This is a genomic window from Bradyrhizobium sp. UFLA06-06, assembly GCF_054820065.1.
Window position 1 is genome coordinate 1 of the sequence record NZ_JADFUD010000034.1, and the last position, 21,828, is coordinate 21,828.

The window sequence follows — 21,828 nt, forward strand, 5'->3', positions numbered from 1 at the left end:
CAGCCAGCATGGTGAATCAGAAACACACTGATTTGGGAATCCCAAATCGATTCAACCTAAACCCATCCCGCTTTAGTTCTCGAACAGGAGAAAGCCATGCAGTTGAAGGACCAGGCCGCCATCGTCACCGGCGGCGCATCGGGATTGGGTGCTGCGACCGCGCGCCGTCTGGCCGCGCAGGGCGCCAAGGTCGCGGTTTGCGACCTCAACGCCAAGCTCGCCGAGAGCGTCGCGGCCGAGATCGGCGGTATTCCGGTTGTCTGCGACGTCGCCGATGCTGCGGCGGCCGAAGCCGCCGTCGCGACCGCCGCCAAGGCGCATGGCCCGGCCCGCGTGCTGGTGAACTGCGCCGGCATCGGGGTGGCAAAACGCGTGATCGGCCGTGAGGGGCCGATGGCCCTGGCCGACTTCGACAAGGTGATCAAGGTCAATCTGATCGGCTCGTTCAATATGCTGCGGCTTGCGACCGCTGACATGGCCAAGCTCGAGCCGCTCGCAACCGGCGAGCGCGGCGTCGTGATCTCGACGGCCTCGGTCGCCGCCTATGACGGCCAGATCGGGCAGGCGGCCTATTCGGCCTCCAAGGGCGGCATCGTCGCGATGACGCTGCCGATCGCGCGCGAGCTCGCGCAATTCGGCATCCGCGTGCTGACCATCGCGCCCGGCCTGTTCATGACGCCCTTGCTGGCCGGCCTGCCGCAGGAAGCGCAGGATTCGCTCGCCGCTGCGATCCCGTTCCCGCGCCGGCTCGGCCAGGCCGACGAGTTCGCCTCGCTGGCGCTGCACATGATCGACAACCCCTATCTGAACGGCGAAGTGGTGCGGCTCGATGCCGCGCTCCGGATGGCGCCGCGCTGACGCATGATCCGGAAGAGCACGAACGCCCTTCCGGATCGCTCATGCTCGATCGAGGATAAACCATGTTCGTCAATCGGCGCGACGTGCAGATCCAGTGGGGCGATTGCGACCCCGCCAACATCGTCTACTACCCGCGCTATTTCGCGATGTTCGACGACTCGACCTCGATCATGTTCGAAGCCGCCGGTTGCTCGAAGCAGGACCTCGTCCACAAATACGGTCTGGTCGGCATTCCCATGGTCGACACGCGGGCGAAATTCCACATCCCGTCGACCCATGGCGACTGGATTACCATCGAGAGCCGGATCGAGAGCATCAAGCGCTCGAGCTTCGAGGTGGTGCACCGCGTGTTCAAGGGCGAGGCACTGGCGATCGAGGCGTTCGAGACCAGGGTGCTGGTCGGCCGCCATCCGGACGATCCCGCCAAGCTGAAATCGGCGCCGTTTCCGCAGGAGATCATTGACCGCTTCATGAAGGGCTGACGTAGCCCCTCATGACTCGACTTTCGGAGCATGATCCTCTCGGAAAACCGGTTTCCACTTTTCCGGATCATGCTCTAAAGAAGGGGCTGAATTGGCCCGCAAAACTGGTTTAAACCCAAAAAACTTATCCGCAGGGAGGAATGAATGAGGAAGGCCACTCTCGCCACAGCAGTGCTCGCGGCAGCCATCGCGCTGCCGGGCGCGCCCGCACAGGCGCAGACCAATGAAATCACTATCGGCATCTCGATCTCGACCACGGGGCCGGCCGCGGCGCTCGGCATTCCCGAGCGTAACGCGCTCGATTTCGTGCCGAAGGAGATCGGCGGCGTGCCGCTGAAGCTGATCGTGCTCGACGACGGCGGCGATCCGACGGCTGCGACCACCAATGCGCGGCGCTTCGTCACGGAGTCGAAGGCCGACATCATCATGGGCTCCTGCACCACGCCGCCCTCGATCGCAGTGTCGACGGTCGCCAACGAGGCCGGCATCCCGCATCTCGGCCTCGCGCCGTTCCCGATCAACGACGCGCGCATGAAGTGGTCGGTCGACCTGCCGCAGTCGATCCCGATCATGGGCAAGGTGCTCTACGAGCACATGAAGGCGCACAACATCAAGACCGTCGGCTATATCGGCTATTCGGATTCCTACGGCGACCTCTGGGTCAACGACTTCAAGGCGCAGGCCGTGCCGATGGGCCTGACCATGACCGACGAGGAACGCTTCGCGCGTCCGGATACGTCGGTCGCGGGCCAGGTGCTGAAGCTCGTCGCCGCCAATCCCGACGCCATCCTGGTCGGTGCTTCCGGCACCGCCGCGGCGCTGCCGCAGACCGCGCTGCGCGAGCGCGGCTACAAGGGCCTGATCTACCAGACCCACGGCGCCGCCAGCATGGACTTCATCCGCATCGCGGGTGCGGCCGCAGAAGGCGTGATCATGTCGGCGGGCCCGGTGATGTCGCCGGAAACGCAAGCCGACAGCGCGCTGACCAAGAAGCCTGGGCTTGCGCTCAACACCGCCTATGAAGCAAAGTACGGCGCCAACAGCCGCAGCCAGTTCGCCGGCCATTCCTACGATGCCTTCGAGGTATTGAAGCGTGTCATCCCGGTGGCGCTGAAGGCCGGCAAGCCCGGCACGCCGGAGTTCCGCGAAGGCATCCGCAAGGCGTTCATCTCCGAGAAGGAGATCGTCGCCACCCAGGGCGTCTACAACTGGACCGAAAAGGACCGCTACGGCCTCGACGACCGCTCGCGCATCCTGCTGACGGTCAAGGACGGCAAATACGTCCCGGCGATGTGAGCCGGTCGCGATCCGCGAAACGAAGAAGCCGGCCCCGATGAGGCCGGCTTTTTCTTACCCTCCCTTGGAGGGCCCCTGGAGGGGGAGGATCGCCGCGCATGCAATGCGCGGCGAGGTGGGGTGAAGGTCTATCCGCGTTGGCAGTATCGCCGCACACCAGCGCCTAAATCGCGCTCTCGCCTTCGTGCTGGAAGCCGAGATAGCTTGCGGCGACGCCCTTGTTGGCGGCGATGTCCTTGGCGGTGCCCGACAGCACGAACTCGCCGAGCTCCATGACATAGGCGCGGTCGGCGATCTGCAATGCGGCCTGCGCATTCTGCTCGACCAGCAGCACCGAGACGCCGGCGGCGCGGAGCTCGCCGACAATGCGGAAGATGTCGGCGACGATGATCGGGGCGAGGCCGAGGCTCGGCTCGTCCAGCATCAAGAGCTTCGGCGCGCCCATCAGCGCGCGGCCCATCGCCAGCATCTGCTGCTCGCCGCCGGACAGCGTGCCGGCGAGTTGCTTGCGCCGCTCCTTGAGCCGCGGAAACAACGTATAGACCCGCTCCAGCGAGGCCGCCGCGACGGCCTTCGCGATCCGGAAGGCGCCGAGCTCGAGATTGTCCTCGACATTCATGGTGCCGAACAATTCGCGATGCTCGGGCACCAGGCTGAGGCCGATGGCGACGCGGTCCTCGATGTCGAGCGGCGCCATGTCGACGCCCGCGAACGTCGTGCGCCCCTTCAGCGGCAGCACGCCCATGATGGCGTTGAGCAAGGTGGTCTTGCCGGCGCCGTTGGCACCGATGATGGTGACGATCTCGTTCTGGGCGACGTCGAGCGAAACGCCGCGCACCGCCTCGACCTTGCCGTAGGAGATGTGGACGTCGGTCACCGATAGCAGCGCACTCATGCAGCGGCTCCGAGATAGGCCTTGATCACGTCGGGGTTGCGCTTGATCGCGGCCGGCGTGCCCTCGGCGATCTTGGTGCCGAAATCCAGCACCACGATGCGGTCGGCGAGATCCATCACGAACCCCATGTCGTGCTCGACCAGCAGCACCGACATGCCGCCGTCGCGCAATTGCCGGAGCAGCGCGGCGAGCCGCTGCTTCTCCATGTGGCGCAGGCCGGCGGCCGGCTCGTCGAGCAGCAGCAGCATCGGATCGACGCACAGCGCGCGGGCGATCTCGACGATGCGTTGCTGCCCGAGCGACAGCGAGCCTGCCAGCTGGTCGATCTGGTCGGACAGGCCGACGCGCGCGATCTGCCGCGCGGCTTCCGCCAGCAGCTTCGCCTCGTCAGCGCGGTCGAGCCGCAGCATGCTGGAGATCGCGCCGGAATTGCCACGCAGATGCGCGCCGATCGCGACGTTCTCCAGCACGGTCATGTCGGGCACCAGCTTGACATGCTGGAAAGTCCTGGAAACGCCGAGCTTGACCACCTCCTGCGGCGGAGCGTTCTCGACTTCCTTGCCAAGCACGGAGATCTTGCCGCTGGTTGCGGTCAGGACGCCGGTGATCAAATTGAAGGTGGTGCTCTTGCCGGCGCCGTTCGGGCCGATCAGCGCGACGATCTCGCGGGCGTTGACGTCGAACGAGACGTCGTTGACGGCGAGCACGCCGCCGAACTGCTTGCGCGCCTTGTCGATGTGCAGAAGGATCGGAGACGTTCCGGGCGCCCGTTCGCGGTGCTCCAGCTTCACGGACGTGTCCGGGGTCTTGCGGGCGGGCTTGAACGGCAGCCGCGACATCAGCCAGGGCCAGACGCCCTGAGGCGCGAGCTGCAACAGCAGCACCAGCATGATGCCGAACACGATGGTCTCGAGCTGGCTCTGGCCGCCGAAGATGTAGGGCAGGTAGCTCTGCAGCACCTCCTTGAGGATCACGACGATGCCGGCGCCAAGCACGCCGCCCCAGACGTAACCGGCGCCGCCGACCACGGCGATGAACAGATACTCGATGCCGGCCTGTGCGCCGAACGGCGTCGGGTTGGCGGCGCGCTGGAAATGCGCATAGAGCCAGCCGGACAGGCCGGCCAGCACCGCGGCATAGATGAACACCAACAGCTTCGCGCGCGGCGTCTGCACGCCGAATGCTTCGGCCGCGACATGGCCGCGCCGCAAGGCGCGGATCGCGCGCCCGGTGCGGGAGTCCAAGAGGTTCATGGTCAGCAGCGCGGAGAGCAGCACCGCGACCCAGATCGCATAATAGATCGCATCCGGGCTCAGCATCTTGAACGAGCCGATCGACAGCGGCGGAATGCCGGAGATGCCGTCGTTGCGGCCGAGGAATTCGAGCTTGCTGAACAGATAGAACAGCCCGATGCCCCAGGCGATGGTGCCGAGCGGCAGATAATGGCCGGATAGCCGCACCGTGACGATGCCGAGCAGCACGGCCGCGATGCCGCTGACCAAGAGCGAAGCCGGCAGCGTCAGCCAGGGCGAGACGCCGTAGGCGGTGGTCAGCACCGCCGTGGTGTAGGCGCCGAAGCCGCAGAACGCGGCCTGGCCGAACGAGGTCAGGCCGCCGACGCCGGTGAGCAGCACGAGGCCCATCGCGACCAGCGCGGCGAGGCCGATATTGTCGAGCAGCACGATCCAGAACGGCGGGATGCCCGGCAGCAGCGGAATCACCGCCATCACGAGCGCGAAGATGATGAGAGGAAGGCGCTGCGTCATCGCGCTCAATCCTTCTCTTCTTCGACCTCGGGCGCCGCGAGCGAGCGCAACACGAGCACGGGGAGGATCAGCGTGAACACGATGACTTCCTTGAAATTGCTGGCGTAGAACGATGAGAAGGCCTCGACGATGCCGACCACGATGGCGGCGACCGCGGTCAGGGGGTAGCTGACCAGGCCGCCGATGATGGCGGCGATGAAACCCTTCAGGCCGATCAGGAAGCCGGTGTCGTAATAGAGCGTCGTGATCGGCACGATCAGGATGCCGGAGATCGCGCCGATAACGGAGGCGAGCAGGAATGCGATCTGGCCGGACAGCGTGGTGCGGATGCCGACCAGGCGGGCGCCGAGGCGGTTGACCGCGGTGGCGCGCAGCGCCTTACCGGTCTTGGTGTAGCCGAAGAACAGCCACAGGGCGACGATGAAGCCGATCGTCAGGCCGTAGACCGCAAGGCTCTGCCCGGTGAAGCGCAGCGGGCCGGCGGTCACTGCGGCATTCGACAGCGCAGGCGCGCGCAGGCCTTCGGCGCCGAAGAACACCAGGCCGAGGCCCTGCAGCGCCAGATGGCAGCCGACAGAGGCGATCAGCAGCACCAGCACGGAGGTGTGCGCGATCGGCTGGAACGCGATGCGGTAGAGGAACAGCCCGATCGCCGCCACGATCAGGAGCGCGAGCGCGATGTTGACGGCGATCGGCGTGCCGGGACCGACCAGCGCGTAAATCAGACCGAGCAGCGCGACGGGAAAGGCGATGTTGAGCGCGACCGAGCGGATCACCAGCCGCGCATGCAGCGCGTTGCGGGCGAAGAACAGGTCGAGGGCGAAGGCGACGAGGCCCATCGCGACGGCAAGCCGTGCCGTGCCGGGCACCTGGCCGGTCGCCAGCATGGCGTAGCTCAGCGCACCGTAGGTGACGAATTCGCCCTGCGGGATCAGGATCACCCGCGTCACCGCGAACACCAGCACCAGGGCCAGCCCGAGCAGTGCGTAGATCGCGCCATTGGTGATGCCGTCCTGCAGCAGGAACAGCATGATCGTTGTGTTCAAGGCCGAGCGCTCCCCCTCAAGCGTCGGACCGCCGCAACCGGTCGTGCCGGTCAGGTCGGCCGATATCGGCTGTTGAAAGCTGCCGATATTTGATATAGTCCATAACAATTATTAGATATAATCTCAAGGTCCCCGAGTGTCGTGCGGGATTCTTGTACCGGGATTGCGAGCCTGGAGCGATGACTGTTTCCAAGACCGCCACCGATGCCCTCCGTTCGTCGCGCGCCCTGCGCAGGGAACCGGCCGATTCTGCCGGGGACGACAGCATGCTGCAACTGGGCGAACTGTCCGGATTGCTCGGCTATTCGTTGAAGCGCGCGCAGCTCAGGGTATTCGAGGACTTCCTGCGCTGCGTCGCGCCGCTGCAGCTGACGCCGGCGCAGTTCTCGGTGCTGCTTCTGCTCGACAAGAATCCGGGCCGCAACCAGACCGAGATCGCCAACACGCTCGGCATCCTCAGGCCGAATTTCGTCGCGATGCTCGACGCGCTGGAGAGCCGCGACCTTTGCGCGCGGATGCGCTCCACCAACGACCGCCGGTCCCACATCCTCGTCCTGACCGACAAGGGCCGCGCCGTGCTGGCGCGCGCCAAGAAGCTGGTCGCCAACAAGCACGAGGCGCGGCTGATCGAGGTGCTCGGTCCGGCCAACCACGCCGCGCTGCTGGAGATGCTGGCGAAGCTCGCGCAGGAGTTTTGAGGGGGCGCGACGGCCCGTCCGCTCGCAATGACGCGTTGGGTTGATACATATCCGGCATGCGGGCGCCGCCAGAAGGCGAACCGTCGCGGTCTAAAGCTTGTAGCCGATGTTCCGCAGCAGATTCTTCCGCCACGCAATGTCGGCGTCGGTTTCGACACCCAGCGGCGAGGCGCCATCCACCACGCCGAGCACGCCGCGCCCGAGCTCCGTCTGCGCGACGATCACCTGTGTTGGATTGGCCGTCGAGCAATAGATGCGGCAGACCTCCGGCACTGCGCGCACCGCCGGCAGCACGTTGACGGGAAAGAACCCGTCGCCGAGGAAAATCAGGAAGGTGTGACCGGCGCCGATCGCCAATGCGTTGTCGCGTGCCAGGGCGAGCGAGGCGTCGTCGTTACCGGAGCAGCGCACCAACCGCTTGCCGGAGGCCTCGCAGAAAGCCAACCCGAAGCGGATGCGCGGAACCGCGCCCACCAGCGCTTCGTGAAGGTCTTCCACGGTCTTGATGAAATGCGACTGGCCGAAGATGAAGTTGGTCTCATCCGGCTTGACGATGGGCACCACGGTGAGTTCCATGGCTTCGCTCCTGCACGCGAATTCCCCAATCCATGGTAGGCCGTCGGAGGGCGTTTGCAAGCGGCCACAGGCGCTCAAATGTGCCGGCTGTCTGCTTCGGCTCACGCCGACCAGACCCAGCGTCCGTACTCACGACGGCTCTCAAGGGGGGCCGGAAATCGCCGGGAGGTTGCGCGCCGAAGGGCGGCAATTGTGGTATCCTCCGTCAAGCGCGATGGCCCGTATGTTGCACGGCCCCTCGCAAATGGCCGCGAAGCGTACCGAGCGTTGCTAACGGATCTGAAGGGAGCGCTTCCGGGGGCTCGAGGAGGATCAACGCCGTGAAGCGGGACTTCGACCTCATCGTCTATGGCGCGACGGGTTACACCGGGGGTCTCATCGCCGAATATCTGGCGACATCCTATCGCGGCGACGATGCTCCGTCCTGGGCAATTGCGGGACGCTCGACCGACAAACTCCAGAAAGTGCGTGCCGACATCGGCGCACCGGACGATTTGCCGTTGGTGAAGGCGGATGCCGCCGAGTCGGCCAGCCTGCGTTCGATGTGCGAGCGCGCGGCCGTGGTCGTCACCACGGTCGGGCCCTATCAGCTTCACGGTCCCGGGCTAGTGGCGGCATGCGCGGCCACCGGCACGGCCTATGTTGATCTTTGCGGCGAACCGGGCTGGATGCGGGGTATGATCGACGCCCATCACGAAGAGGCAAAACGGACCGGCGCGCGCATCGTCTTCTCCTGTGGCTTCGATTCCATCCCGTTCGATCTCGGTGTGCTCACGTTGCAGGAGAAGGCGCGCGAGAAATTCGGACGCCCGGCGCGGCGGGTGAAAGCCCGTCTACGCAAGGTGAGGGGTGGCATGTCCGGCGGCACCGCGGCGAGCGCTCAGGCGACGCTGGCCGCCGCGGCGCGCGACCCGGCCCTGATCCGGCTGCTGACCGATCCCTTCGCGTTGACGCCGGGCTTCACTGGGCCGTCTCAGCCGTCGGGCCTCGTCCCCGAATATGACACGAGCATGCACGCGTGGCTCGTGCCGTTCCCGATGGCGCCGATCAACACCAAGAACGTGCACCGCACGAACTTCCTGTTGGGCCATCCCTACGGCAGGGACTTCGTTTATGACGAGATGATGGTGGCGCCGGGACTTGGGGACATCGCGAGCGTGACGACGGAGACGTTCGCCACGGTGGTGTCCTTGTTCGGGACCGGCGGTCTCAAACGCGGCGCAGGCCCGACCCGGGAAGCGCGCGAGAGGGGCTTCTACGACATCTTCTTTCTGGGCGAGGTGCCGGATGGCGGACGGGTCGAAGCCGTTGTCACCGGCGACCGCGATCCGGGCTATGGCTCGACCAGCAAGATGATCACCGAAAGCGCTCTCTGCGTCGTGCGCGACGTGCAGGGCGAGGGCGGCATCTGGACGCCGGGCGCGCTGATGGGGCCGGCCTTGCGCAAGCGTCTAAGGGAGCGCGCCGGCCTCACCTTCAGTGCGCGTTGAGGTCACGCAGTCGGCAGGTATAGCAGCCCGTTCGGCTAAAAAAGCGACTAGAGCATTTTCGGTTCTGATTGAATCAGAACCGAAGCTCTAGATTCTTGTTTTGACGCGTTTTCTTCACGCGAACCGGTGCCCACTTCGCTCGAAAACGCTCTAGAGGGCGATCATACGATCTTCCGCTACGATACTTGAGCTTGGCTCCGACTCATCTGCTTGCAAGGAAGGCAGCCCTAATCCAGGGCCAAGCAATTGACGGCAGCGAAGCAGCGCCGCAAATCCAGACAGTGCGTCGAGACTGGTCCGAAGCAGCATCGGTAACTCGCTCGGCTGTTTCATTGTCGCACGGACCAGCGCGGCGAGATCGATCGTCCCGTTTGCACGCACTGCGGACAGGGCGGCGGCAGGAAGCTGCCGACCGGCCGGATCCATGATCACGCGGACGGCAGCCATAGGGAGGCCGCGCGCTGCAGCGACGCTCGCCGCCACATGGGATTCGTTATCGACCGCCAGCGCGCCTGTACTCATATGCAGCGAGCGCTTCGCTTCTGGATGCATAGCGACGGTGGTCACACCAGCAATAGGGCCATAAATCGAACCGGGGATGAGTCGAAGCAAGGCTTGCGACCAGTCCCGATCAGTGAAGAGCTGAATCGTTTCCGAAACGATCGTCGATGCTACGACGCATGCGCCTGCCGGGAGGTCGGGCGACAGGCCGCCCGCGACGCCAAAGCTGATGAGACCGCAGCAATCCTCAGCAATTGCCGACGCGAGAGACTCCGCGAGCGTGCTGCCATCGCCACTGCAGATCGCCTGCGTATGCAGGTCTGCAGCGATCCGCGCCTCAAATGCAAGTCCCGTGACTCCAATCACCGCTGCCATGAGTCCGCTCCCCGGATGCCGCGCTGGACGGCTTGTGTCCGCGCATGCGGGTCGTATCAGGAGTGTTCTGCTCCAACGCCAAATCGCAAATGACTAACGAGTTAGTTTCTGACGGATATGTTAGCTGCATTGTTTTGGCGCCGTGATAAATGCTGCCCTAGGGTCGGGATCCGTGGCGAGCGTGAGATCGTGCCGGAAGCTGCAACAGCGCACTTGACGAGCCAAATCGGCGACCTCACGCGACGCGAGCCGATGCAATGTCCGCCGCATCTCCAAGTCATTGTGCGGAACGATTTGGAGCATTGTCCGCGCTGGCAGTTCGCCTTCGCGAGCGAGCGCAAGGATCATCGATACTATGAGTTGGTCGAGGATACCCTTCATCCCGAGTTCGATTACCGGTATTTCCTCGTCAAGGATGCGGTTGACCAGGTTTGTGCTGTACAGCCATTCTTCCTGATGGACCTGGATTTGCTGGCCGGTGCGAGCCCGCGGTTTGGCGTAATCATCGACGCCATTCGCCGGGTGTGGCCAGGTTTGATGCGCGCCCGTGCGCTCATGGTGGGGTGCGTCGCCGGGGAAGGTCATCTTGACGGGGACGAGGCCTGCCATCGAGGCTGCGCGGAACTGCTGGCCTCTACGATTGCAATACATGCTCGCAGGCTCGGGGCACGGCTGATCGTGCTCAAGGAGTTTCCGGCGCGATACCGACCAATCCTCGACTGCCTGATCGCTCACGGCTTCACCCGCATCCCCAGCCTGCCCATGACCAGGCTTTGCATCGATTACGCCAATTTCGATGACTATATGAATCAAGCGCTAAACAGCGCAACCCGTAAGAAACTTCGCAAGAAGTTTGAGGCGACAGCGCGGGCCTCTCCATCCGTCGAGATGAACGTCGTCAACGACGCGACGCCGGTGATCGCGCAGATCTATCCATTGTATGTCCAAGTCTATCAGCGTTCGAAACTGCACTTCGAGAAGCTGACGGAACAATACTTCTGCGACTTGGGGCGGCGGATGGGGGACAAGGTCCGCTTCTTCCTCTGGCGTCAGAACGAGCGGATCGTCGCGTTTGCCGCATGCATGGTACACGGTGACGCGATTTATGCGGAGTACATAGGTCTCGACTACGATGTCGCCTTAGACTTGCACCTCTATCATTATGTGTTTCGCGACATGGTGAGCTGGGCAATCGCCAACGGGTACAAATGGTTTCGCAGCAGCGGGCTGAACTATGATCCAAAGCTGCACCTGAGGCACTTGCTTGACCCGATCGACTTATACGTTCGGCACACCTCCGCGCCGATCAACTCAGTGTTGAAGCGCATTTTGCCGTTGCTCGAGCCGACGCGATATGACGAGACGCTTGCGAAGTTTCGTAACTATCAGGAGCTTTGGGCGCAGCCCGAGACTGGCCTTGGGTCCGTCGAGGATACGGCCTAATCCACCAAAATCACCCGCACGTCATTGACGTTGGTCAGCGTCGGGCCGGTCAGCAGCAAATCCCCGGTCTGGGCGAAGAACCCCGTCGCATCGTTGTTCTCGAGATAGGCCTTCGGATCGAGGCCGATCGATTTCATCTTCGCGAATGTCGCCTGGTCGATCACGGCGCCGGCCGGGTCGGTCGCGCTGCCGGCGCCGCCATCGGCGCCGTCGGTATCGGCGGCGAGCGCCGAGACGTCGGGCGTATCCTTCAGCAGGCCGGCCAGTGCCAGCGCGTATTCCTGGTTGGGGCCGCCGCGGCCATTGCCGCGCACCGTCACCGTCAGCTCGCCGCCGGAGATGATCGCAACGCGCTTGCCGTCGCTGCGCGCCTTCAGCGCAAGCCGCGCATGCTCGGCCGCGACGTCGCGGGCCTCGCCTTCGAGATCGGCGCCGAGCGCGATGGTCTCGTAGCCGGCATCCCGCGCGACCTTCACCGCGGCGTCGATCGAGGCCTTCGGCTTTGCCAGCAGTTCGAACGTCGCCCGCGCGAAGGCGGCATCGCCGGGCTTGCAGCTTTCGTTCGCGGGGTCGTCGAGCGCGCGGCGGACCGCGTCGTCGATCGAGAGATTGTATCTGGCGACCAGCGCGCGGGCATCCGCCAGCGTGGTCGGATCCGGTACCGTCGGCCCCGAGGCGATCGCGGAGGGATCGTCATGCGGCACGTCGGAAATCGCCAGCGTGACGATCTCGGCGGCGTGCTGGCCGGCGCGCGCCAGCCGTCCGCCCTTGATGCGCGAGAGATGCTTGCGCACGGTATTCATTTCGCCGATCGGCGCGCCGGAGCGCAGCAGCGCGCGGTTGACCTGCTGCTTCTGCGCGAAGGTCACGCCCTCGACCGGCGCGATCCAGTTCGCCGAACCGCCGCCGGTCAGCAGCACCAGCAGGAGATCGTCCGGGGTCGCTGTCGCCGCGAGCTGCAGCGTGTCGTCGGCCGCCTTGAACCCGGCCTCGTCGGGCACGGGATGGCCGGCTTCGACGACCTTGATACGGCGGGTCGGCACGCCATGACCGTGGCGGGTGGTGGCGATGCCGACCAGCCGCGACGGATCGAGCTCGAGCGCATCGAGATAGTGCCGCTCCGCGGCCGCGGCCATCGCCGCGGCGCCCTTGCCTGCGCAGAGACAGATCACCCGTCCCTTCGGCACCGGCCGCAACCGCGACGCCAGCACGACGTCGGGATGCGCAGCCGCCACCGCGGCATCGAAGATCGAACGCAGGAAAGGACGACGGTCGGTCATGGTTGTGCCTTTGCGCGGGTCGGGACGTAGGTACTGTTCCCTCTCCCGCTTGCGGGGGAGGGTCAGGGTGGGGGTGCTGCCACGAGGCGTATTGCGGAGAAAGCCCCCACCCGGATCGCATCTTTGATGCGATCCGACCTCCCCCGCAAGCGCAAGCGGGAGAGGTAAGGGAAGATTGCGGCCGTTTCGATCGAAGCAATATCCATTCCGGCTCTAATTGCCGCCGACTTCGCCGCTGATGACGTCGCCGAACAATTGCCAGCGCTCGCCCTTGAACTGCATGAGCTGCAGTTGCTCGATCGGCTGGAAGTCGGCGGGCCCGGTCGACAGCGTCACGCCGGGCAGCAGGCCGCCCTGCGCGAATTGCTTCAGGCTCGCCGCCTGCTTCATCACATTGGCGCGGGTGAGGTCGTCGCCGCAGCGGCGCAGCACCTCGACCATCGTGGTCGCCATGTTGTAGCCGGTCATCGCCGAGGCATCGACGCGGTTGGTGTCGGGCATGTATTTGGCGAGCAGTTCGTCGAACGCTTTCATGCCGGCATCGTCCTTCCATTGCGGATCGCTGGCGTCCTTGGCGTAGGCGGCCGAGATCACGCCCTGCGCATTGTCGAGGCCGGCCGGACGCATCACGGTCGCGGTGGAAGCCGAGACGTTGGAGACGATGGTCACCGGCTTCCAGTTCATCTCGCCGAGCTTCTTGATCGCCTGCGCGCCGAATTTCGGCGTGGTGAAGAAGACGATGACGTCGGGATTGGAGGACTTCAGCCGCACCACATGGGAATCGATCGTCGGCTCGGCGACTTCATAGCTCTCCTTGGCGACGACGCGCGCGGGGTCGCTGGCGAAGCCGTCTTCCAGGCCCTTCAGGTAGTCCTTGCCCATGTCGTCGTTCTGGTAGAGCACCGCGACCTTGGCGGCAGGCTTCTCCTTGAGTAGATATTTCGCGTAGATCCGCGACTCGCTCTGGTAGCTGGGCAGCCAGCCCACGGTCCACGGGAAGGCCTTCGGATCGTTCCACTTGGTCGCGCCGGTGGCGACGAACAGCTGCGGCACTTTCTTGGCGTTGAGATATTTCTGGATCGCGGTGTTCGAGGCGGTGCCGAGCGTGCCGAACAGGAACAGCACCTCGTCGCTCTCGACCAGCTTGCGGGCCTGCTCGACGGCCTTCGGCGGCGAGTAGGCGTCGTCATAGGAGACGAAAGTGATCTTGCGCCCGTTGATGCCGCCGTCGTCGTTGACCTTCTTGAACACCGCGGCCATCGCCTTACCGACCACGCCATAGGCCGACGCCGGGCCGCTATAGGGCACGATGTTGCCGATCTTGATCTCGGTGTCGCTCGCACCGGTGTCGTATTTCTTCTGCGCCCATGCGGCATTGCCGGTCGCGGCGGCGACGGCGAGGCCGAGCAGGGCGGTTGCGACACGGTGTCGGATCGGCATCGGCATTTCCCGAAATCTCCTTGTTGTTGCCGCCGCGCAAGGGCGCCGGGTGCTGGTCAGTTTGTTGCCGGTTTCCTAGCGCATTGCCGGGCAAAGTGTAAGCAGGCATTGCCCGGGCCGGCCCGCGGGCAGGGCCATGGCTTTAAATCCTGGTTTCTGACGCGTTTTCTTCGCACGAACCGCTACCCGCTTCGCCCGAAAACGCGCCAGCAAAAAGCCCCCTGCGACGGTATCGCAGGGGGCCATTCCCGGTCGAGGGGCGGCGGGGAATCAGCCGCCGACGTCGGCGCTGATGACGTCGCCGAACAGTTCCCATTTCTCGCCCTTGAACTTCATCAGCTGCAGCTGGCTGATCGGCGCGAAATCGTTTGCCGCGGTGTTGATCTTGACGCCAGGCAGCAGCACCTCGGTGCGGAAGTCCTTCAGGCTTGCCGCCTGCTTCATGATGTTCTCGCGGGTCAGGTTGTCGCCGCACTGCTTCAGCACCTGGACCAGCGTCTGCGCCACGCCGAAGCCGACCACGGTGCCGCCGTCGAGCTTGTCGCCTTCGGGGAAGTCCTTGGCCATGAAGGCGTAGAACTCCTTCATGCCGGGGTCATTGTCCCATTGCTTGTCGGAAGCGTCCTTCAGGTAGGCGGCGGAGATGATGTCCTGCGCGTTCTCGAAGCCGGCCGGCTTGATCACGCTGCCGACCGAGGCCGACACGTTGTTGAGGAAGTGGGTCGGCTTCCAGCCGATCTCGGCGACCTTCTTGATCGCCTGGGCCGCGAATTTCGGCGTCGCGATGTCGATGAAGACGTCGGCGTTGCTCGCCTTCAGCTTGACGATGTTGCTGTCGATGGTCGGCTGGGACGTCTCGAAGCTTTCTTCGGCGACGATCATGCTGGCGGCCTTCTGGCCGAGCCCGTCCTTCAGACCCTTCAGATAGTCCTTGCCGTAATCGTCATTCTGGTAGAGCACGGCAATCTTGGCGTTCGGCATGTTCTTCAGGATGTACTTGGCGTAGATCTGGGTCTCGCTCTGGTAGTTGGGCTGCCAGCCCATGGTCCAGGGAAAGTCCTTCGGGTCGTTCCACTTGGTGGCGCCGGTGGCGACGAACAGCTGCGGTACCTTCTTGGAGTTCATGTATTTCTGGATCGCCGAGTTCGACGGCGTGCCGAGCGAGTTGAAGATCAGCAGCACCTCATCGCTCTCGACCAGCTTGCGGGCCTGTTCGACGGCCTTCGGCGGCGAGTAGGCGTCATCGTAGGAGATGAAGTTGATCTTGCGGCCATTGATGCCGCCGGCGTCGTTGACCTTCTTGAAATACGCGGCCTCGGTGCGGCCGATCACGCCATAGGCGGACGCCGGGCCGCTGTAGGGCATGATGTTGCCGATCTTGATCTCGGTATCGCTGGCGCCGGTGTCGTATTTCTTCTGGGCAAGCGCAGCGCTGCCGGATGTCGCGACGAGCGCGAGCGCGGCCCCGAGGACCACAAGTTTTTTGGTAGCGGACATCTATGTCTCTCTCCCTGTTTGTCAGACGCATGTGTCTCGGCCCCCTTGCTCGGAGAGCTCTTTATTTGGCTGCAGTGATTATCATTTTAGGCGGTTCGCCTCAATGAGAAGCCCCTGCGGCAAACGCCGCAGGGGCGGTATCTTTGGTCGACCTTCCCGGCCTAGCCGCCGACGTCGGCGCTCAAGACTTCGCCGAAGCGCTCCCAGGTCTCGCCCTTGAAGCGGATCAATTGCAGTTGCGAGAGCGGCGCGAAATCGGTCGCCGAGGTGTTGACCTTGACGCCGGGCAGCAGGCCGCCGGGCTCGTAATCGCGAATGCTGGCCGCCTGCTTCATGATGTTCTCGCGGGTCAGATTGTCGCCGCAGGCCTTGAGCACGTGGACCAGGCCCTGCGAGACGATATAGGCGTACATCACCGAGGCATCGGCCCGGTTCGCTTCCGGATAGTACTTATCGAGGAATTCGTTCCAGGCGATCATCGCCTTGTCGGTCTTCCACTGCGCGTCGGTCGGATCCTTGAAATATTGCGACGAGATGATGTCCTGGGCGTTCTCGAAGCCCGCGGGCTTGATCACGCTGCCGATCGATCCGGAGACGTTGTTGAGGAAGTGCAGCGGCTTCCAGCCGAGCTCGGCATTCTTCTTGATCGCCTGCGCCGCGAACTTCGGCGTCGTGATGTTGAAGAACACGTCGGCGCCGGAGGCCTTGAGCCTGACGATGTGGGAGTCGATGGTCGGCTCCGTCACCTCGTAGCTGTCCTCGGCGACGATCATCGAGGCGGCCTTCGCGCCGAGCCCGTCCTTGAATCCCTTCAGATAGTCCTTGCCGTAGTCGTCGTTCTGGTAGAGCACCGCGATTTTGGCGTCCGGCCTGTTCTTCAGGATGTACTTCGCATAGATGATGGACTCGCTCTGGTAGTTCGGCTGCCAGCCCATCGTCCAGGGGAAGTTCTGCGGGTCGTTCCACTTGGTGGCACCGGTGGCGACGAACAGTTGCGGCACCTTCTTCTGGTTCATGTATTTCTGGATCGCCGAGTTCGGCGGCGTGCCGAGCGAATTGAAGATGATCAGTACCTCGTCGCTCTCGACGAGCTTGCGCGCCTGCTCGACCGTTTTCGGCGGAGTGTAGGCGTCGTCGTAGCTGATGAAGGTGATCTTGCGGCCGTTGATGCCGCCCTCGGCGTTGATCTTGCGGAAATAGGCCTCCTCGGTCTTGCCGATCACGCCATAGGCTGAGGCCGCTCCGCTATAGGGCATGATGTTGCCGATCTTGATCTCGGTGTCGCTGGCGCCGGTGTCGTATTTTTTCTGGGCAAGCGCAGCGCTGCCGGATGCGGCGACGAGCGCAAGTGCAGCAGCAAATGCCGTCAATTGTCGTATTCCAGACATGCCGTTTCTCTCCCTGATTGCAGATGATGTGTCGCGGCCCCCTGTTTCGAGGGCTCATTATTGGTCGTAAAAACTATCATCTTACCTGGGGTGTCTCAATGAAAAGCCCCTGCGGCATTGCCGCAGAGGCTGCGTCTTTAGTCGATCGCCCTCAAGGCGGGCCGCTGCTCAAAAATCCGCCAACGCGTTGGCTTGTGCGCCGCGCCAACCGCAGAGATTGCGGTCGAGTAAAGCGGCGCCGTTGAGTTGAGCGCGCGGACCGAACAGACCGGCGTGACGATCAGTTGCTCAGATTGCTTGAAATGATGTCCCCGAACAGCTCCCACTTTTCGCCCTTGAACCGCATCAGGCGCAGTTGCTTGATCGGCGCGAAGTCGGTGGCTGACGTGTTGATGCTGATGCCCGGCAGCAGCGTATCGGGGACATAATCCTTCAGGCTCGCGGCCTGCTTCATGACATTGGCGCGGGTGAGGTCGTCACCGCACATCTCCAGCACTTTCACCATGGTCTGCGCGGCGGCGTAGCCGAAGGCGGTGGCGCCGTCGAGCTTGTTGGCGTCCGGATAATTCTTCTTGAGGAAGGCGAGGAATTTCTCCATGCCGGGATCCTTGGCCCACTGCGGATCGGCGCCGTCCTTGAGATAGGACGCCGACAGGATACCCTGCGAATTCTCGAAGCCGGCCGGCTGCATCACGCCGCCGACGGAGGCCGAGACATTGGCGACGATCTGCAACGGCGTCCATGCGATCTCGGCGGCCTTCTTGATCGCCTGTGCCGCGAATTTCGGCGTCGCGATGCTGACGAAGGTGTCGGCACCGGCGGCCTTCAGCTTGACGATGTGACTGTCGATCGTGGGCTCGGATGTCTCGTAGGCCTCCTCGGCGACGATCATCGATGCCTTGTCGCCGAAGGCGTCCTTCAAGCCCTTGAGGTAGTCCTTGCCGAAATCGTCGTTCTGGTAGAGCACGGCGACCTTGGCGTCGGGCTTGTGCTTCATGATGTATTTTGCGTAGACCCGCGCCTCGTCCTGGTAGGACGGCTGCCAGCCCATGGTCCACGGATAATCTTTCGGGTCGTTCCACTTCGAGGCGCCGGAAGCGATGAAGAGCTGCGGCACCTGCTTCTCGTTCATGTATTTCCGGATCGCCGCGTTGCTTGCGGTGCCGACCGAGCCGAACAGCAGCAGCACTTCGTCGTTCTCGACCAGCTTGCGTGCCTGCTCCACCGTCTTGGGCGGCGAGTAGCCATCGTCGTAGGAGATGAATTTGATCTTGCGGCCGTGGATGCCGCCGGCATCGTTGATCATCCTGAAATAGGCCGCCTCGGTCTTGCCGATCACCCCATAGGCCGACGCGGGACCGCTGTAGGGCATGGTGTTGCCGATCTTGATCTCGGTGTCGCTGGCCCCGGTGTCGTATTTCTTCTGAGCCTGCGCGACATTGCAGCTCGTCAGGATCAGAGCGAACGCGGACAACAGCGCCGTCAGGGACGGACGTGCGGCAGTCATGGTTTCCCCACCTCGGGTTCTTTGTTTGGAGTATTCAATACCATCGGCGCGGGGCGTCAACAAAAAGCCCCCGCGACGGATATCGCGGAGGCTGTTGTTTTATTCCCGCAGTGCAACGTCACTCGGAGGGGACGTCGCCGGAAATGATCTCACCGAACAGTTCCCACTTCTGGCCCTTGAAGCGCTGCATCTGCAGCTGGGCGATCGGGGCGAAGTCGGTGGCCGAGGTGTTGATCTTGACGCCGGGCAGCAGGGTGTCGGGCGTAAAGTCCTTCAGGCTCGCCGCCTGCTTCATGACGTTGGCGCGGGTGAGATCGTCGCCGCACATTTCGAGCACCTTGGCGAGCGTCTGTGCGGCGCCATAGCCGTACACATAGCCGCCGTCGGTCTTGTCGGCGCCCGGCATGTACTTGTCGAGAAACTCGGCCCACTTCTTCATGCCGGGGTCGTTGTTCCACTGCGTGTCGGCACCGTCCTTGGCGTAGGCCGCCGACAGCACGCCCTGCGCGTTGTCGAAGCCGGCCGGCTGCATCACGCTGCCGACCGAGGCCGACACGTTGGTGATGATCTGCAGCGGCTTCCAGCCGAGTTCGGCGGTCTTCTTGATGGTCTGCGCGCCGAACTTCGGCGTGGTGTAGATCAGCAGGACGTCGGGATTGGCGGCCTTGATCTTGACGATGTGGCCGTCGATCGACGGCTCCGAAATCTCATAGCTCTCCTCCATGATGATGCTGGAGGCCGCCTTGGCGCCAAAGCCGTCCTTGGTGCCCTTGAGGTAGTCTTTGCCGAAATCGTCGTTCTGATAGAGGATCGCGATCTTGGCGTCGGGCTTCTCCTTCATCAGCCACTTGGCGTAGATCTGCGCTTCGCTCTGGTAGCTCGGCTGCCAGCCCATGGTCCACGGGAAGTTCTTCGGGTCGTTCCACTTGGTGGCGCCGGTCGCGACGAACAGCTGCGGGATCTTCTTGGAATTCAGGTATTTCTGGATCGCGGTGTTGGACGGGGTGCCGAGCGGGTTGAAGACGAGCAACACCTCGTCGCTCTCGACCAACTTGCGCACCTGCTCGACCGCCTTCGGCGGCGAATAGGCGTCGTCATAGCTGACGAAATTGACCTTGCGGCCGTTGATGCCGCCGCGATCGTTGATCATCTTGAAGTAGGCTTCTTCGGTCTTGCCGATCACGCCGTAGGCGGAGGCTGGACCCGAATAGGGGATGATGTTGCCGACCTTGATCTCGGTATCGCTTGCGCCGGTGTCGTATTTCTTTTGGGCGAATGCGGTCGTGGACGTCGCGGCAACAGCGACGATCGCCGCGGAAATCGCGGCGATCCGAACGGTAGAAAGCATAATATCTCCTGGTTTGCTTCTATAGGCTGTCAGTTTTTCTTGAACTTTGCGGCCAGTTGCTGGGCAACGATCGCAACCTGCCTGGCGCCGTGCGGCACGAGGAAGATGACGAGGAACAGCAGCACGCCGAACACCGCGCCCGAAAGGCCCTTCGAAATACCCTCGGCGATGTTGGGCACGAAGATGATGAAGGCGGAGCCCACGATCGAGCCGGGCAGCCAGCCGACGCCGCCGACCACCATGCCGAGGAACAGCGAGATCGCGAGCTGGATGGTGTAGCCGTCGGGCGCCACGAACTGCACCGCGATGGCGCCGAGACCGCCGGCGACGCCGGTGATGCCGGCCGAGACGCCGAACGCCAGCGTCTTGTACAGCGCGACGTCGACGCCCATCGCGGAGGCCGCGATCTCGTTGTCGCGGATCGCCATGAAGGCGCGGCCCGAGCGCGAGCGCAGCAGGTTCACCGAAGCGATATAGATCGCGATCGTGACCACCAGCGTGAAGTAATACAGCCACATGTCCTGCCCCATCGGCAGGCCGAACGGCGCATCCGGCTTGGTGACCACGAGACCCTGCACGCCGCCGGTCCAGTGCTCGAAATAGCCCAGCTTTAGAAGCTGCGGCATCGCGGTTGCTAGCGCAAAGGTGGCGAGCGCCAGATAGACGCCGGAAAGCCGCAGCGCCGGCTGGCCGAACAGGAAGCCGAAGCCGAAGCAGATGATGCCGGCGATCGGCAGCGTGAGGGCATAGTTCATGCCCGCATGCTCCATCAGGATCGCCGAGGTATAGGCGCCGACGGCGTAGAACGCGCTCTGACCGAGCGAGAACTGGCCGGAGCCACCGGTCAGGATGTTGAGCGCCAGCACCGCGATGCCGTAGATCAGAAGCATCGTCATCTGGAAGATGATGAAGTTCTTGACGAACAGCGGGATCAGGATCAGCGCGGCGAGCACGACGAGCGAGGTGCCGTAGCCCAGCGTCATGGCGCGCTTGGGAACGGCCTCGACGGCCTGGCCTTCGGTGACGACTTCGACTTCTTCAGCGGCGCTCATGATCAAACTCGCTTCACGATGGCGCGGCCAAAGAGGCCTGCCGGTTTGACGACCAGGACGACGATGATCAGCGCAAGCGCGATCGGAAGTTTCAGTTCATTGCCGACGCCGGGGATGTAGGTGCCGACGAGGTTCTCGAAGACGCCGACCAGGAAGCCGCCCATGACGGCGCCGAACGGGCTCGACAGGCCGCCGAGCACGGCTGCGGCAAATCCGTAGATCAGCACGCCGAGCATCATGTTCGGCTCGAGGAACACCACAGGTGCGATCATCATGCCGGCGATCGAGCCGATCGAGGCGGCCATGCCCCAGCCCAGCGCGATCATCCAGGAGGTGTTGATGCCGACGAGGCGCGCCGATTCCGGCAGCGAGGCTGCCGCGCGCATCGCCAGACCGACCCGGGTGAAGCGGAAGAAGAAGAACAGCAGGAGCAGCATCAGCAGCGTGATGCCGATCATGCCGGCCTGGTGGGTCGAGATCAGCTGGCTGCCGAGGAACGGCGAGGAGCCGAACGGCGTCGGATACTGCTTGATGGTGAAGTCCCAGATCAGGCCGGCGACCGAGTTGATGATCGCGTAGAGCGCGATGAAGCCGGCGACATTGGTCAGGATCGGCGCCTTGGCCAGTGGCTTGAACAGCAGCCGCTCGATGACGATGCCGGCGGCGAACGAAAAGGCGACGGTGAGCACGAAGGCGCCCCAATACGGCACGCCCCATTGCATCAGCTGCCAGGACACGAAGGTCGAGAACATCGCCATTTCGCCCTGGGCGAAATTCAGATGGTCGATGGCCTGGTAGATCATCACGACCGCGAGCGCCATGCAGGCATAGATCGCGCCCGTGGCGATGCCGGCCAGGACCTGGTTGGCAAAAAGCTCCATTGTGCCAGC

Annotated in this window: 19 protein-coding genes; 6 read left to right on the top strand and 13 right to left on the bottom strand. The window is 63.7% G+C overall.

All coding sequences use genetic code 11. From position 1 onward, the window contains the following. Positions 1-96 precede the first annotated feature (96 nt). The 3 genes from IF803_RS26005 to IF803_RS26015 all read left to right on the top strand — a co-directional run bounded on the left by IF803_RS26005 (position 97) and on the right by IF803_RS26015 (position 2,636). Positions 97-858: an SDR family NAD(P)-dependent oxidoreductase gene (locus IF803_RS26005; RefSeq protein WP_461193962.1), complete on the top strand. Its 762-nt coding sequence runs from the start codon at positions 97-99 to the stop codon at positions 856-858. Positions 859-920: 62 nt separating this feature from the next. Then, positions 921-1,340 (top strand): acyl-CoA thioesterase, encoded by a 420-nt coding sequence (locus tag IF803_RS26010; protein ID WP_050382615.1) that lies wholly within the window; start codon positions 921-923, stop codon positions 1,338-1,340. Positions 1,341-1,484: 144 nt separating this feature from the next. Beyond that, positions 1,485-2,636: an ABC transporter substrate-binding protein gene (locus IF803_RS26015; RefSeq protein WP_461193963.1), complete on the top strand. Its 1,152-nt coding sequence runs from the start codon at positions 1,485-1,487 to the stop codon at positions 2,634-2,636. A 163-nt stretch (positions 2,637-2,799) separates the two neighbouring features. Here IF803_RS26015 and IF803_RS26020 read toward each other — a convergent pair whose 3' ends face one another. Genes IF803_RS26020 through IF803_RS26030 form a run of 3 tightly spaced genes read right to left on the bottom strand, consistent with a single transcriptional unit; the run spans position 2,800 to position 6,343 of the window. Next, the gene (locus IF803_RS26020) at positions 2,800-3,531 is read right to left on the bottom strand and encodes an ABC transporter ATP-binding protein (protein WP_461193965.1); all 732 of its coding nucleotides are present in this window, start codon (positions 3,529-3,531) and stop codon (positions 2,800-2,802) included. Further along, positions 3,528-5,297: a branched-chain amino acid ABC transporter ATP-binding protein/permease gene (locus tag IF803_RS26025; RefSeq protein ID WP_461193967.1), complete on the bottom strand. Its 1,770-nt coding sequence runs from the start codon at positions 5,295-5,297 to the stop codon at positions 3,528-3,530. Before IF803_RS26025 ends, IF803_RS26020 begins: the two co-directional genes overlap by 4 nt. A 5-nt stretch (positions 5,298-5,302) precedes the next feature. Beyond that, the gene (locus IF803_RS26030; protein WP_028336532.1) at positions 5,303-6,343 is read right to left on the bottom strand and encodes a branched-chain amino acid ABC transporter permease; all 1,041 of its coding nucleotides are present in this window, start codon (positions 6,341-6,343) and stop codon (positions 5,303-5,305) included. A gap of 179 nt (positions 6,344-6,522) precedes the next feature. On the opposite strand from IF803_RS26030, the gene IF803_RS26035 reads away from it, so the two are divergent. Continuing rightward, positions 6,523-7,041 carry a MarR family winged helix-turn-helix transcriptional regulator gene (locus tag IF803_RS26035; protein WP_028336531.1) on the top strand — a complete coding sequence of 173 codons (519 nt, stop codon included), beginning with the start codon at positions 6,523-6,525 and terminating at the stop codon, positions 7,039-7,041. A gap of 90 nt (positions 7,042-7,131) precedes the next feature. Here IF803_RS26035 and IF803_RS26040 read toward each other — a convergent pair whose 3' ends face one another. Continuing rightward, positions 7,132-7,617 carry an adenosine-specific kinase gene (locus IF803_RS26040; protein ID WP_461193968.1) on the bottom strand — a complete coding sequence of 162 codons (486 nt, stop codon included), beginning with the start codon at positions 7,615-7,617 and terminating at the stop codon, positions 7,132-7,134. Between the two features lie 320 nt (positions 7,618-7,937). Between IF803_RS26040 and IF803_RS26045 the strand changes: the two genes are divergently transcribed. Next, positions 7,938-9,107 carry a saccharopine dehydrogenase family protein gene (locus IF803_RS26045; RefSeq protein WP_461193970.1) on the top strand — a complete coding sequence of 390 codons (1,170 nt, stop codon included), beginning with the start codon at positions 7,938-7,940 and terminating at the stop codon, positions 9,105-9,107. Between the two features lie 150 nt (positions 9,108-9,257). Here the strand turns inward: IF803_RS26045 and IF803_RS26050 are convergent, their stop codons facing one another. Beyond that, entirely contained in the window at positions 9,258-9,983 is a 726-nt protein-coding gene (locus IF803_RS26050) for a phosphorylase family protein (protein WP_461193971.1), read from the bottom strand. Positions 9,984-10,196: 213 nt separating this feature from the next. Here IF803_RS26050 and IF803_RS26055 point away from each other — a divergent pair, with 213 nt between their 5' ends. Beyond that, on the top strand, positions 10,197-11,426 hold the full coding sequence (locus IF803_RS26055) for a GNAT family N-acetyltransferase (RefSeq protein ID WP_461194039.1): 1,230 nt from the start codon (positions 10,197-10,199) through the stop codon (positions 11,424-11,426). Here the strand turns inward: IF803_RS26055 and IF803_RS26060 are convergent. The 8 genes from IF803_RS26060 to IF803_RS26095 all read right to left on the bottom strand — a co-directional run bounded on the left by IF803_RS26060 (position 11,423) and on the right by IF803_RS26095 (position 21,819). After that, positions 11,423-12,706 (bottom strand): glycerate kinase type-2 family protein, encoded by a 1,284-nt coding sequence (locus tag IF803_RS26060; RefSeq protein WP_461193973.1) that lies wholly within the window; start codon positions 12,704-12,706, stop codon positions 11,423-11,425. The genes IF803_RS26055 and IF803_RS26060 overlap by 4 nt on opposite strands. Before the next feature lie 213 nt (positions 12,707-12,919). Then, positions 12,920-14,152, bottom strand: a complete 1,233-nt coding sequence (locus IF803_RS26065; protein WP_461193975.1) for an ABC transporter substrate-binding protein — start codon at positions 14,150-14,152, stop codon at positions 12,920-12,922. A 264-nt stretch (positions 14,153-14,416) separates the two neighbouring features. Beyond that, positions 14,417-15,643, bottom strand: a complete 1,227-nt coding sequence (locus IF803_RS26070) for an ABC transporter substrate-binding protein (protein WP_461193977.1) — start codon at positions 15,641-15,643, stop codon at positions 14,417-14,419. Between the two features lie 161 nt (positions 15,644-15,804). After that, positions 15,805-17,031, bottom strand: a complete 1,227-nt coding sequence (locus tag IF803_RS26075) for an ABC transporter substrate-binding protein (RefSeq protein WP_461193979.1) — start codon at positions 17,029-17,031, stop codon at positions 15,805-15,807. Between the two features lie 280 nt (positions 17,032-17,311). After that, positions 17,312-18,538: an ABC transporter substrate-binding protein gene (locus IF803_RS26080; protein ID WP_028339074.1), complete on the bottom strand. Its 1,227-nt coding sequence runs from the start codon at positions 18,536-18,538 to the stop codon at positions 17,312-17,314. A 118-nt stretch (positions 18,539-18,656) separates the two neighbouring features. Further along, positions 18,657-19,886, bottom strand: a complete 1,230-nt coding sequence (locus IF803_RS26085; protein ID WP_028339073.1) for an ABC transporter substrate-binding protein — start codon at positions 19,884-19,886, stop codon at positions 18,657-18,659. A 29-nt stretch (positions 19,887-19,915) separates the two neighbouring features. Further along, entirely contained in the window at positions 19,916-20,938 is a 1,023-nt protein-coding gene (locus IF803_RS26090; protein ID WP_028339072.1) for a branched-chain amino acid ABC transporter permease, read from the bottom strand. Between the two features lie 2 nt (positions 20,939-20,940). Beyond that, positions 20,941-21,819 carry a branched-chain amino acid ABC transporter permease gene (locus IF803_RS26095; protein WP_028339071.1) on the bottom strand — a complete coding sequence of 293 codons (879 nt, stop codon included), beginning with the start codon at positions 21,817-21,819 and terminating at the stop codon, positions 20,941-20,943. Positions 21,820-21,828 lie beyond the last annotated feature (9 nt).